Raw genomic sequence first — 13,119 nt, 5'->3', positions numbered from 1 at the left:
CCGTTCCACCTCCTCGCACGAGATCGATCATGAACCGCGACGCATTCCAGCGGCTGGCCGCCGAAGGCTACAACCGCATCCCCCTGACCTGCGAAACCCTCGCCGACTTCGACACCCCGCTGTCGATCTACCTGAAGCTCGCCGACGGCGCCAACAGCTACCTGCTGGAGTCGGTGCAGGGCGGCGAGAAGTGGGGCCGCTACTCCATCATCGGCCTGCCGTGCCGCACCGTGCTGCGCGTCTACGGCCACAGCGTGAGCATCAGCGACGACGGCGTGGAGCGCGAGCGCTTCGACTGCGAGGACCCGCTGGCCTTCGTCGAGCAGTTCAAGGAACGTTACCGCGTACCGAACCTTCCGGGCCTGCCGCGCTTCAACGGCGGTCTGGTCGGCTACTTCGGCTACGACTGCGTGCGCTACGTCGAACAGCGCCTGGCGCAGTGCCCGAACCCGGACCCGCTGGGCAACCCGGACATCCTGCTGATGGTCTCCGACGCCGTGGTGGTGTTCGACAACCTGGCCGGGAAGCTGCACGCCATCGTCCTCGCCGACCCGGCCGAGGCCGACGCTTACGACAAGGGCCAGGCGCGCCTGGAAGAATTGCTGGAACGCCTGCGCCAGCCGATCACCCCGCGCAAGGGCCTGGACTTCAGCGCCGTCAACGCACCCGAGCCGCAGTTCCGCGCCAGCTTCACCCGCGAGGACTACGAGCGCGCGGTGGACACCGTGAAGGAATACATCCTCGCCGGCGACTGCATGCAGGTGGTGCCGTCGCAGCGCATGTCCATCGATTTCAAGGCCGCGCCCATCGACCTGTACCGCGCGCTGCGCTGCTTCAACCCGACGCCCTACATGTACTTCTTCAACTTCGGCGACTTCCATGTGGTGGGCAGCTCGCCGGAAGTGCTGGTGCGCGTCGAGGACGGCGAGGTCACCGTGCGCCCGATCGCCGGCACCCGCCCGCGCGGCGCGACCGAGGAAGCCGACCGCGCCCTGGAAGAGGACCTGCTGTCCGACGCCAAGGAGATCGCCGAGCACCTGATGCTCATCGACCTCGGCCGCAACGACGTCGGCCGCGTCTCGCAGACCGGTTCGGTGAAAGTCACGGAGCGCATGGTCATCGAGCGCTACTCCAACGTCATGCACATCGTTTCCAACGTCAACGGCCAGCTCAAGCCCGAGCTCAGCGCCATGGACGCCCTGCGCGCGATCCTCCCGGCCGGCACCCTGTCCGGCGCGCCGAAGATCCGCGCCATGGAAATCATCGACGAGTTGGAGCCGGTGAAACGCGGCGTCTACGGCGGCGCCGTGGGCTACCTGGCGTGGAACGGCAACATGGACACCGCCATCGCCATCCGCACCGCGGTGATCAAGAACGGCGAACTGCACGTGCAGGCCGGCGGCGGTATCGTCGCCGACTCGGTGCCGGCGCTGGAGTGGGAAGAAACCATCAACAAGCGCCGCGCCATGTTCCGCGCGGTCGCCCTGGCCGAGCACACCGCGCGCCAGAACGGCGACGACTGAGTCTTCGCCGGCAATGAACAACGCCGTTTCCCTGCGAGGGGAAACGGCGTTTTCGTTTGCGCCGGCTTTTCGTAGGAGCGAGCTTGCTCGCGAATGACCTCGCCGCCTCTGTTCACGGCTGCGCCAAAGCGCTTTTCGTAGGTTGCGATACCCATGCGCTGGTGTTGATGGGTATCGCTTCGCTCAACGCCATCCTACGGCGCCGCTCTTCCTGTAGGCGTGGTATTCAGGTCGACGCCTGCTGCGTGGCCCGGCGGCGGGCGAGGGCGGCGTCCGCCAGGCTGGCGCGCTGCTCGACGTAGGCGGCGAGGTGATCGACCGCCACGTATTGCATCGCCTTGTGGCTATCGTCCAGGGTGGTCACCGGCAGGGCGATGCGCCCGCAGGCCAGGGCCTTGCCGAAGTTTTCCCGGTTGAGGTTGCGGAACCAGCGCTCGCGCACCTGCTCCAGGGGCACGAGCACGTCGCCGAAGATCTGGTAGACCAGCGTCACGGTTTCCTGGCGTGGCGCGGGTACGTGGTCGGTGTTCGACAGCAGCATGGCTTCCTCCTGCTCGCGGTTGTCGTTCGATGAAGGAAATATAGCTTTTGTTGTTTTTTCTGGCAATCGCCGCCGACGTGTCTTTCGTCCGCGCAAAAGAAACCCCGCCGCGGCGGGGTCTGTTCGGTGTCAGCGGACCAGGGTCGGCGCGCGGCGGTGGCGCACCGTCGACCACCAGAACACCCAGCCGATGATGCTGATCTGGCTGGCCTGGATGGCCTCCGCGTCGTACTCCTCGTCGGCGTATTCGTCGCGGTTGAAGCTGCGCAGGCGGATGCCGCCGCCGGGCAGGCGGTAGAGGAACTTCACCCGCAGCATGCCCTCGTGCTCCAGGGCGTAGATCTCGCCGTCGGTGATGTGCGTGGTGGCGGTGTCGATGCCGATGGTGGAGCCATCCATGATCAGCGGCTCCATGCTGTTGCCGGTGAGCTGCGCGCAGATCGCCGCGTCCGGGTCGACCCCGGCGGCGCGCAGGGTGGCGTAGGAGAAGCGCAGCTTGCGCCCCTCGATCTGGCGCACCGCGGTGCGCCCGGCGCCGGCGGACATTTCCACTTCCTTGTACAAGGGCAACTCCACCTCGTCTTCATCCAGCGGTGTACTGCTGTCCCAGGGATGCAGCGGCTCCAGCAGCAGCGGGCCGCCGTCGGCCGGCCTGGCCTGCGCGTTCGGCGCGCCTTCGCCGCTGCCCAGCCAGACCGGCGAGACGCCCAGCGCCGCGGCGATCTCGATCAGCTTGCGGGTGCTCTGCGCCTTGCCGGAGGTCAGCTTGTGGATGGTGTTCTGCGAAACCCCGGCCGCTTCGGCGAGGGTCTCCTGCTTCAGGTTGCGCGCCGCCATGGCCTGCTTGAGGCGCTCGGCGAGCGTCGAGGGGGCTGTGCTGTTCATGGCGGCACTCTACCGTCAGGTCCTGCGAAGTGTAAATAGCTTTGGTGTTGACCAGTAATAGCTTTGGTTGTAGTTTTGCTCTCGCCAGGCCGGCGAAGGTTGTTTCTGAAGGGCGTCGGTGCTGGTGGCGGACGTGGTTCCCACGAGGGTGGGAGCGCGCCCGTCCGCCACGGCAGGGAGGCCGTGGGTTGCCTGCAGCCCGTGCGTCACGGGGCAGGCTGAACGACGGGGATGGGCGAGGAGCGCGCCGTCCCCGTGCAGCGAGGGGCGCCAGCTGGGTGCCCCCCATCCACGAACAGCACGCGAATGACCTGGAAACGCGGCCGCGGGACGGCCCGCGCAGGGCGGGTCGTCGCCCGGAGAAAAGCATGAATGGAGCAACACCACGTGACAGGGAGAACCCCCATGGCTGACATCGCCGATTACGCCAACGACCTGGCCATGGAGCGCCTCGACGCCTTGCTGGCGATGCGCCGCAGCGCCACAGCGGAGGAGGGCGCGGCGGACTGCCAGGCCTGCGGCGACCCCATCCCCGAAGCGCGCCGCCTGGCGGCGCCGGGGTGCCGCCGCTGCCTGGACTGCCAGGCCATCGAAGAACTGGAGAGACGCCGCTGACGGCGCGGGAGGAAGACGTGATCAAGCCGATCGACGAGATGCTCAGGCTCTGGGCCGAAGAGATGCACAGCCCCGGCGTGGCCGGCGGCGGTTATGCCGGCGGCAACCTGCTGGCGATGATGATCGCCAACCGCGGCGAGATGATTCGCGGCACCCGTGGCAGCCGCGTGCTGCTGGACCGCGTGGCCGAGCTGGACCTGGTCATCAACGGCCTGCCCGAGCAGCAGAAAGACGTAGTGACCGAGCACTACCTCAACCGCGACAGCGAGCCGGAGCAGAAATATCGCCACTGCCGCTGCAGCCGCAACACCTTCTACCTGCGCCTGCACGTGGCGCACCAGACCATCCAGGCCCGGCTGTTGCGCCGCGTTGCCTGATCCCCCCAAGCCCGGCCCCGCGCCGGGCTTTCTTCGTCCCACGACAGCCGCTGCGCTATGCTCGCGGCCATGGACGATCCCCGCCTCACCCTGCGCCCCGCCACCCCGGCCGATGCCGAGGCGATCCTGCGCATCCTCGACGCCACCTACGAATTCACCTGGAAGCCGCAACTGACCGCCGAGGCCCGTGCGCGCTTCGAAGCGCAACGACGCACGCCAGCCTATGTCCGCGAGCACCTCGCACATTTCCAACTGGCCTGCCGCGATGACCAGGTCATCGGCCTGGTCGACTGGCGCGACGACTTCATCGACGCCCTGCATGTTTCACCGCACGCGCAACGCACAGGTGCCGGCGGCGCCTTGCTGCGCCACGCCGAGCGCCGCATCGCCGCCGACGGTTACCGGCAAGTGCGCCTGGAGACCGACACCTTCAATGTCCAGAGCCGCGCCTTCTATGCCGCGCACGGCTACGCGGAAATCGACTTCTACCCCGACGAGGAATGGCATAGCGGCTTCACCACCGTGTTGCTGAGCAAGCCGCTGAACTGAATTGCCGTGCAATGCCGGTGTGTCACCGGTGCATTGCCCACCTATTGCGGCGCCACGCCGGAAACGCCTTGTCCGGCCGGGAATCGGGGGGTAAAAAGTAGTCATTCTTGTAAAGGTGCGTCCCCAGGGAGCACTACTGAGAACCACTCCAGAGCCCGGCCATAGCGCCGGGCTTTTTCGTATGCGGTCGAGGGCATCACCTGGCCGATCGCCCCACCATCTATAGCCAAGGGAAATCAACACGATGGAGCGAAGCATTGTCGCGGCGGCGCTGACTGACGAGCTGGTTCAGCGCCTGAGCAGCATCCGTAGCGATGCCGGTTACCCCATGGAGCTGCGGACAGTCCTGAGAGGCCGGTACAGCGAGCTGCCGGAAGGAACGCCACTACCGGCAGCCTGCCTGTACACCTTCGCCAGCGAGCCGCTTGCCGGAGCGAATGCGCCGGCGGGTGCCGCGAAACGTCAGAGAACGAGCCAGATCGACTTTTGGTTGGAGAACAAGCCTTCGGAAGAAGAGCTTGAACACTGGCTGGATCGGGCCGAGTGGTCCATTGCACGGGCCCTGGTTGCGCCAGCTTTCGGTCGGGTCAGTGGGGCTCGGGCATTAACGCTGGGGGTCTCCATTCCTACACCGGTCAATCCTCCAGGCGAGGGGGGCGGTGCCTCCATGAGCGTCCAGGTGAGCCTGTCCTTCATCGAGAAACTCAGCTGATTCATTCCAGCTGCCAAGGCCGCATATAGCGGCCTTTTTTATGGGTGACGGCGCGTCTTCTAAAGAAGGACTGCCTCTCCTGACCTAGCCATACCATCACAAGGATTTTCCAATGCTGCAGAAAATCGATCGCTCCTTCATTGGTGAAGGTGTCGTTCATGGCCGCCTCTACGGTGGCCAGGGGCCTTTCCTGCCTTTCGGCAATTGCGATGCGTATAGCATCAGCTACGCCACTGATCGCAAGACTTTGCCCAATTACATGGGCGGTGGCGGCAATCGTAATGTTCGTGAGCGGATCACCGACATCACTGCATCCATCTCGCTCTACGACGTGACCGCCGAGAACATCGCTCTGCTGACGCGCGGTAGCGTGAGCGCGACCCCGCTGGCGGCAATTACTGCCGAAGCACATAGCTGTTCTGGTGTAGCGGGAGAGCTGGTGCCCTTCGATTTCCTACCTGACCTGGCCAAGCCCATCAGCGTCAGTGGCAGCGCTGATGAAGTACTGGCGGTGGGGAGCGACTATCTGCTGACCCCCCACGGTATCCAGTTGCTCGGCGCTTCCACTGCAATTCAGGGGGTCACGGTTGGCTACACCCCAGTGCCCAGCAAGGTAGTGCACATGCTGAATGGCCTGCAGGTGGAAATGGAGCTTTACATCGCGGGGCTCAACGATGCGCAATCCGGCGAGCCGTTCGCCCTGCGCTGCCGCCGCGCCAAGTTCGGCACTCTCAGCGAGTTGGGCGTGCTGGGAACCGACTATGTGAAGCTGACGGGCCCTATGGACTTGCTGGCCGACCCTTTGGTGACTGCCAGCGGGCTCTCCAAGTTCTGTGAAATGCACCTGGTCGAACCTGCAGCCTGAGCCTTTATCCCACCCGGCGGGGCCGTCGGGTGGGCGTTCCTCTAGTGGAGTCGGCCCCGATCAGGCTTGCGCGGAGGCGAAGCGAAAGTGAGTCAAGTGAAAGGAGGGTGGCAGCATGGCTGATAAAGACACCAAGTCAGAGCCAAAAACCGATTTGCCATACGATCCCGTTGACCTGAGTGACATCAGGAACGTTTCCGGTTTGCAGAAGGAAGCGATGTCGGTGGCCTATGGCTCCATCAGGAACGCTTTGCTCTCGATGGGGAAGGAAGCAGAGAACCTGAAGAACACCGTCAAGTCCTTCATGGAGTATGACACCGGCCAGAAAGACAAGCTAAGCATGAATCTGGTGGAGGCATATGTCGGTGGGGTGCTTACCAAGTCGAGAACCGCTCTGGCCGGCATGAGCGCCAAGGCGCTGGAGGCCTTTGACCAGAAACAGGGTATTGCATCCGTGGACACCAAGACCGACCTGACGAGTCTCGAGTCCACAACGGCATCGCTGCAGGCTGTGACCCGCGCGCTGGAAGCCGCCAAGTCGGCCTCCAACAACGTGGGGATGTCGGGGTTCGGCAGGTGGGCCACGGCTACTCAGCAGCGAAGTCTGGAGGTTCAGGTCGCGTTTCTGCAGCAGAAGCAAGCCCTCCAGCAGTTGCAGGAGGGCTACGCCAACGGAACGCTGAAACTGAGCGAGTTCGTCGACCAGGCCAAGCGTGCACGCTCCGGCATAGACCTGCTTGCTGGTGCAGATCTGAATGCCCTGGACAAGAGCATCGCCGAGGCTACAGAGAAGATGCGCGAGTTGGAGGAGAACTCGCAAAAGACGCTCTATGGTTTGCAGGGCGAGCTGGCACAGCTTCGCGGAGACTCGGCGGGAGCGGAGCGAAACGAATTCGCCAGCCGGCGCACCGAGTTACAGCAGCAGTTGGGACAGGCGCAGGCCAGTGGCGATCTGGATGCCATCCAGAATATGCAGCAGGCGCTAAGTACCCTACGGCAGATCGAGACCGAAACGGAGCAGAAGCGCCAGTTGGCTGAACAGCAACAGCGAGTGGATGCCCAGGCGGCACTCGCTTCGGCGGGGGCATCGAGCCCCACCCGAGTAATTCGCCTGGAGAGCGCCAATGGCGGTGTTGATCTGTCGTTGCAAAACGAATCGGATGAGACGCGCCTGCTCGGCATTCTTGAACAGGCAGGACTGAGGGCGACCCGATGAAGCTCGATAGCATTGATCTGGATGACCAGCTTTTATGGGTGGATGAGTTCACCTGGAGCTCGGTGGCCCAGGAGCAGGAGCGTTCGGTCAGCGGCGCCTTTCTCGTGCAGGAAGGGCTCAAGCGCTATGGCCGCCCCGTCACGCTGCAGTCGGCGGGCGGCAGCTGGACCCCGCTGTATGTCGTACGCCAGTTGGAGTTGCTACGTGAGCAGCCGGGCCGGGTGATGACGCTGGTCCTGCCGGATGGGCGCGAGTTCTCGGTGATATTCAATCGCACCGATACCGCTCCGCCCCTGGAGGCGGAGGCCCTGTTCCGTGAGACGTTGCCAGGGGATAACGCGGACTATCTGCTGACCCTTCGCCTGATCACAGTCGCCCCCGTGGTTACCTGACTCCAAGTACTCCAAGCCTCCCCCTCCCTGATTTTTGTCGCCCCGCACTGCGGGGCTTTTTATTTCTGGAGCTATCTCCATGACGATTGACGTCAACAATCTCAAGCTGCTGAAGGCCCAGCGCCTGACCGACGAAGACGACGGTGGTGGTCGCGCCACCGGCAAGGTGGTGCTTGATAGCGAGATCAACAATCTCTTCCCGGATATCTCGCGCCTGGATCGCACCATCGGCCGGATCAACCTGCGCAAGGCCTTCGCCGGCGTGGTGTCGACCAACGATGATCCGTACCTGGGCGCCCACTGCATCCTGACGAAAGCGCCGGCGGACCCCCGCGTCTCGGTCGTGCTGTTCAACACCGGCAGCCAGACCGACGAGCGCGCGGACGCCCGCGACGCAATCGAGTCGTTCGTGGTGCCGGCCGTGGCCGCTTCGTTCGAGCTGCTGGGCAACCAGCTGCAGGGCCAGCGCGCCATCGCCTGCGTGCAGCGCGAGGAGCAACGCCTGCCGGAGATCGGCGAGGTCTACCAGCTGGTCAGCGGGGCCACCACGCAATACGTGCGCTTCAGCGCTGTCGAGGCCTCGCTGGAGTCGTTCACCTACGACTACGGTAACGGCAACTTCGTGACCTTCACTCGGCGCCGGCTCGATCTGTCGATCAGCTCGCCGCTGCTGAGCACCTTCCCGGGCGGCTCGCCGACCCCGGCGGGCACCTCAGCGACCAACGCCGCCGGCACGGCCAAGAGCCAGGTGCTGTCGACTCAGGTCGCCGACGCGGCCCACTACTACGGCATCAGCCCTCTGGCGGAGGCCGTCGACGCCGGCGCGCTCAACGTGAAGGTGAAGTCGGTCTACGCCCAGCTGGTGCCCAGCAGCACCCGCGAGAATTCCCTGATCGACCAGCTGGCCGGCTATCAGAAGCGCCTGGTTCTGGCCACCGGCCCCTCGCGCACCGTAGCGCTGACCTTCGCCCTGGTCACCGGCGGCCAGTCGCGCAGCTTCGTCGGCACCGGCATTGCCCCGGGCACGCTGACCCTCACCGTCAACGGCGGGGTGTTCTCGGACGACAGCACCGGCAAGCTGCGCTACGTCTCGGGCAGCAACTGGATCACAAGCGGGACCGTCGACTACGAGACCGGCGAGATCAACCTGGTGCGCAGTACCGCCGGCTATACCGGCGCGGGCAGTGTGGTGCTCCAGCCGGGCGCCGCCGCCACCGGCGAGATGGTCACCGGGGAAATCCCCATCGACCTGTCCAACCGCGGTTACGTGTACACCCTGAGCCTGTCGGACGCGCCGCCGCTGCCGGGCACCCTTGAGGTCAGCTATATGGCCTTGGGCAAGTGGCAGACCCTGCGCGATCCGGGCAACGGCGAGCTGACCGGCGAGGGTAGCGGCACGATCACCTTCGCCACCGGCTCGGTCGCGCTGACCCTGAACGCGCTGCCAGACGTGGGCAGCTCGGTGATTTGGGCGTATGTCGGGCAGAACAGCTCGGCCTTCACCCAGCGCACCGGGAGTTCCGTCCAGGCCAAGGCCAAGGTCAACCGCACGCTGCCGCACCAGGGCATCCTGCCGGGCAGCTACAGCGCGAGCTTCAAGGTCGGCGGGGTGACCAAGACCATCACCGACGCCGGCAACGGCACGCTCAGCGGCACCGGCGGCGCCGGGGTGATCAACTACGCCGCCGGCACCGTGTCGATGGAGCTGACCGCCACACCGGACGCCGGGACGGCGATCACCCACAGCTACCAGCAGGGCTCGGTCACCGACACTCCGCTTGCTGTGACCTCGGACGCCTCGGGGATGTCGACCTTCACCATCCCGGGCGCGCCGCTCAAGCCGGGCAGCGTTCAGATCAGCTGGATCACCCGGCAGCGCCAGGCGGTGCCGGCCATCGACAAGGGCGTCACCGACAGCGGCAACAGCCTGCCGGTCTACGAGTCCGAGGTGCTGGTGAGCAACACCGTCACCGACAACGGCTCGGGCGGCTGGAGCGACGGGCGCGCGGGGAGTATCAACTACTCCACCGGCGCCTGCTCGATGCTGGTGGCGAAGCAATACGTGTACGTGCAGTACACCTACGCGACCCAGAAGAACGGCTTCAAGCCGGACACCCTAGAGCTGGTGAAGACCAACAGCAACCTGCTGGAAGCCTTCGGCGGCACTCTCACTGTCCGGGCGCAGGCCAGTGGCCAGAGCTACGGCGCACAGACCGACACTCAGCCGGTAGTGCCGGTGACCCTGGACCTACTGCCGGGCGTGACGGAGGCGATCCTGCCGGGCAGCCTGCTATTCACCTGGGGCGGCGACACCTACGTCGACCGTTCCGGCGTGCTGTACAAGGGGATCAGTTCGACCACAAACGCCGGGACGGCGGTGGGCTCGGTGGACTACGCCGGCCGCACGGCCACGCTGAGCACCTACGGCGCCGGTGCCGGGTCGACCGTGACCTTGCTGGCCTGCCTGACCACCAACGCCGGCTTCAGCGTCAACGCTATGACCTTCCGCACGCCGGGGGCGCCGCTGCGCGCGGGCAGCTTGCAGGTGACGGCGGTGCGCGTCGACACCGCGGCGGTGGTCACTGCCACGGCTGACGCCAACGGCACCTTCGACCACGCGGTGATCAAGGGCACGGTGGACATCGATACCGGCATCGTCCGGCTGCGCTTCACCAGCAACCTGTCCGACCAGACAGGCGCGAGCGACATCCCGGTGATTCCGCTGCTGCTGCGCTACAACGGCGTGATCTACTCGACCCTGCCGCTGGACGCCAGCCTGATCGGCCTGGACCCGGTGCGGCTGCCTTCGGATGGCCGGGTACCGGTATACCGCGAGGCCGACGTGCTGGTGATTCGACACGTCGCCGAGACAGTGGTGGCCAGCCCGGTGGCCGGCGGCACGGTGACGCTGACCCGCCAGCAGCAGGCCGCCATCGAGGTGGTAGACGCCAACGGCGTGGCCCTGGCGACCACCAGCTACACGGTGGACCGCGAGGAGGGCCAGGTTACCTGGGGCAACCCGCTGGTGCTGAAGAACGCCGCCGGCGACCCGCTGAGCCTGCCGCTGGTGATCCAGGACCGCGTCGAGCACATGACCTTGTGTACCGAGGTGCAGATCAGCGGGGACCTCGAACTGGCCTCGCCGGTGCCGTGGGACCTGCCGGCCGGTGAGGCGACGGTGTCCAGCGCGGTGAGCTGGGGCGACCTGCAGTCGCGCTATCACCACTGGTTCACGCAGAAGGCCTGGAGCACCGGGGCGCCGAACTGGACGGATGTCCCGGTCGGGGAGACCACCACGGCGAACTACAACACCCTGAGCTACCCGCCGATCATCACAAATCAGGGGGCCATCGACGGGAAGTGGGCGCTGGTGTTCACCTCGGCCACGGCATACCAGGTCGTGGAGCAGAAGCTGGGGGTGATCACCACCGGCAACACCACCACCGACTGTGCGCCGATCAACCCGGAGACCGGTCTGGCCTACTTCACCATCCGCAAGGAAGGCTGGGGCTCGGGCTGGGCGGCGGCCAACGCGGTGCGCTTCAACACCGACTCGGCGCTGGGCCCGCTGTGGATTGCGCGCACGGTGCTCAGCGGCCAGGGCACGGTCGAGGATGACGAGTTCGCCCTGCAGATTCGAGGAGACGCTGACTGATGCCTACCGTCTATCACCGCGACGACGCTGGCGCGCCGACCTATACGTTTAGCGCTTCCGCGTCGACAAACGTCGTGCACTTCGAGGGGATCAGAACGGTCCTCAAGGCGAGCTTGGTCAATGGCTATGGGGCCAAGGCCGCCGCCGGCTGGACGCTGGTGGCGGAAGACACAACCTACATCGTGCTGCGTAACGGCGCGCAGACCGGCTATGTGTGTCTGAGCTGGACGGCGACCGGTTCCGGCCCGATTGCCGTCTACCTCTCGCAGACTTACACCGGGATGTCCGGCTCGGTTATGACGGGGGACGGCCTGAAGACTGGGATTGCTGCAAACAACTCCACGCCTCAGGCCCTGCAGCTCAACTCGTGGTGCTACAGCTCCGCGGCGCAGACGTGGACGCTGATCGCGGACAGTAAAACCTTCGTGCTGAACTGGGTGTGGGGAGGTGTTCCTGCTGTGACGGAACTCAACAGCAGCAGCCCAGGAACCTACTGTGGGTTGCTCTATGTTGGGGAAGACAGCCTCGGCAACTTCATTTCCGTTGGAGGGCATTTGAGCACCAGCAGCTCGCCGACCAACTACTTCGGCAACTCAGGCGGAACGGCGCTGAAGGACCCTCGCACCGGCCTGCTGGTGGGCGCGGGTTCGCTGCCGCAAATGTTGGTGATGAATGGAAGTGTCACCCAGGTGCGGACGGAGGTGGTGCCGCTCCTGAACACCACGCTGGCCCGCTCCTACTGGGGCTTCGCTGGGGGTGTCGGTGGTTATCTTCGAGGCCTGGCGCTGCCGGTCGACTGCTCTGCAATGTTTCCCTCCTACGGGGGGCAGAGCCTGGGATCGGTAACACTTACTACCCGAAACCTAAACACGGCCATCAACCTGGGCGATGGCTATACGTACTTCGCGACCGCCCATAGCTATCTTTCGGCGTTCCGGCTGATGACCAACAACCCGGAGTTCTGGTGATGGTTGCCTTGCGAGCGGCTTACGTGGCGCATCCCGCGCGTGTCGACCCACCCCGCGTAGACCTACGCTTCCGGCTATTGCGGGAGGGGGAGGTGACCACGGGGGAGAAGTTCGTGCGGATCTACCGGGGCTGGGACAGCATCGGCCAAGTGTGCATGGTCTTCCGCGCTGCACCGGGGCAGGGCGAATTCACGCCGACGCTCAGCATCGACCAGGCCACGCTGCTGGCCCAGGGTGAATGGCTGGCCGCCGGCGTGGATGACGCCGCGCCACGGCTGACGCGCGCGGTGTATCTGACCCTCAACGAGTCTGGAACCTACACCTACAACATCACCAGCGGGGAGGGCTCGGGCGGCGGCGAGCCGGCGGAGATCACCGCGCGGGTGCGTGTCGAAGGCGCCCTGGCCGAGCGGGAGCTGGTGTTCATCGAGAAACCGTCCAACGGGCAGTACCGCATCGCCGGCTACGGCCCGGCCGAGGGCGGCGAGGACGTGATCGAGCTGAAGGTCACCGACGGCGTGGTGTACGCCTTGGCCATGGACGACTGGGGCACGTTGTTCCAGCCGAGCCTCAACGTCACCGAGGGGCAGGTGATCCGGCCGTCGCTGATGCTGGGCTGGCTGTACAGGATCACGCAGACCGGCCAGCTGCCGGCCACCGAGCCGGCCTGGTGGGACGATAGCCTGGCGGGTCCGCAGCCGTTGGGCACGGCGCGGGCGGAAGTGATCCGCTACTACCGACCGCAGGCGGCTGGCCCGCAAGCAGTGGAGACGACCTGATGCTGACCCATGACGCGGCGGCGGGCTGGAGCAAGGCCCGCC

13 protein-coding genes are annotated in these 13,119 nt (G+C 65.6%); 11 read left to right on the top strand and 2 right to left on the bottom strand.

Annotated features, from left to right (window positions below):
- Nucleotides 1-29: 29 nt before the first annotated feature.
- Nucleotides 30-1,523, top strand: a complete 1,494-nt coding sequence (gene trpE, locus P3W75_RS22815; RefSeq protein ID WP_276229587.1) for an anthranilate synthase component I — start codon at nucleotides 30-32, stop codon at nucleotides 1,521-1,523.
- A 226-nt stretch (nucleotides 1,524-1,749) separates the two neighbouring features.
- On the opposite strand, the gene P3W75_RS22810 is transcribed toward trpE, so the two are convergent.
- Nucleotides 1,750-2,064, bottom strand: coding sequence for a pyocin activator PrtN family protein (locus tag P3W75_RS22810; RefSeq protein ID WP_276229586.1), 315 nt, complete (start codon nucleotides 2,062-2,064; stop codon nucleotides 1,750-1,752).
- 129 nt (nucleotides 2,065-2,193) lie between these two features.
- Nucleotides 2,194-2,949, bottom strand: coding sequence for an XRE family transcriptional regulator (locus P3W75_RS22805; protein WP_276229585.1), 756 nt, complete (start codon nucleotides 2,947-2,949; stop codon nucleotides 2,194-2,196).
- A gap of 405 nt (nucleotides 2,950-3,354) precedes the next feature.
- Between P3W75_RS22805 and P3W75_RS22800 the strand changes: the two genes are divergently transcribed.
- The 10 genes from P3W75_RS22800 (at nucleotide 3,355) to P3W75_RS22755 (ending at nucleotide 13,077) form a co-directional block, all read left to right on the top strand.
- Nucleotides 3,355-3,564, top strand: coding sequence for a TraR/DksA C4-type zinc finger protein (locus P3W75_RS22800; protein ID WP_276229584.1), 210 nt, complete (start codon nucleotides 3,355-3,357; stop codon nucleotides 3,562-3,564).
- Between the two features lie 17 nt (nucleotides 3,565-3,581).
- Nucleotides 3,582-3,941, top strand: coding sequence for a hypothetical protein (locus P3W75_RS22795; protein ID WP_276229583.1), 360 nt, complete (start codon nucleotides 3,582-3,584; stop codon nucleotides 3,939-3,941).
- Between the two features lie 69 nt (nucleotides 3,942-4,010).
- Nucleotides 4,011-4,490 (top strand): GNAT family N-acetyltransferase, encoded by a 480-nt coding sequence (locus P3W75_RS22790; protein WP_276229582.1) that lies wholly within the window; start codon nucleotides 4,011-4,013, stop codon nucleotides 4,488-4,490.
- A 244-nt stretch (nucleotides 4,491-4,734) separates the two neighbouring features.
- Nucleotides 4,735-5,202 carry a hypothetical protein gene (locus P3W75_RS22785; RefSeq protein WP_276229581.1) on the top strand — a complete coding sequence of 156 codons (468 nt, stop codon included), beginning with the start codon at nucleotides 4,735-4,737 and terminating at the stop codon, nucleotides 5,200-5,202.
- A 112-nt stretch (nucleotides 5,203-5,314) separates the two neighbouring features.
- On the top strand, nucleotides 5,315-6,067 hold the full coding sequence (locus P3W75_RS22780) for a hypothetical protein (protein WP_276229580.1): 753 nt from the start codon (nucleotides 5,315-5,317) through the stop codon (nucleotides 6,065-6,067).
- Nucleotides 6,068-6,182: 115 nt separating this feature from the next.
- On the top strand, nucleotides 6,183-7,283 hold the full coding sequence (locus tag P3W75_RS22775; protein ID WP_276229579.1) for a hypothetical protein: 1,101 nt from the start codon (nucleotides 6,183-6,185) through the stop codon (nucleotides 7,281-7,283).
- Entirely contained in the window at nucleotides 7,280-7,675 is a 396-nt protein-coding gene (locus P3W75_RS22770) for a hypothetical protein (RefSeq protein ID WP_276229578.1), read from the top strand. Before P3W75_RS22775 ends, P3W75_RS22770 begins: the two co-directional genes overlap by 4 nt.
- A 79-nt stretch (nucleotides 7,676-7,754) precedes the next feature.
- The gene (locus P3W75_RS22765) at nucleotides 7,755-11,330 is read left to right on the top strand and encodes a hypothetical protein (RefSeq protein WP_276229577.1); all 3,576 of its coding nucleotides are present in this window, start codon (nucleotides 7,755-7,757) and stop codon (nucleotides 11,328-11,330) included.
- A complete protein-coding gene (locus P3W75_RS22760) occupies nucleotides 11,330-12,298 on the top strand; it encodes a hypothetical protein (RefSeq protein ID WP_276229576.1) in 969 nt (322 codons plus the stop codon). Before P3W75_RS22765 ends, P3W75_RS22760 begins: the two co-directional genes overlap by 1 nt.
- 92 nt (nucleotides 12,299-12,390) lie before the next feature.
- A complete protein-coding gene (locus P3W75_RS22755) occupies nucleotides 12,391-13,077 on the top strand; it encodes a hypothetical protein (protein WP_276229575.1) in 687 nt (228 codons plus the stop codon).
- Nucleotides 13,078-13,119 lie beyond the last annotated feature (42 nt).

Source organism: Pseudomonas citronellolis (assembly GCF_029335315.1).
GTDB classification, from domain to species: domain Bacteria; phylum Pseudomonadota; class Gammaproteobacteria; order Pseudomonadales; family Pseudomonadaceae; genus Pseudomonas; species Pseudomonas citronellolis_A.
This window is presented reverse-complemented; position numbering and strand designations above follow the sequence as displayed.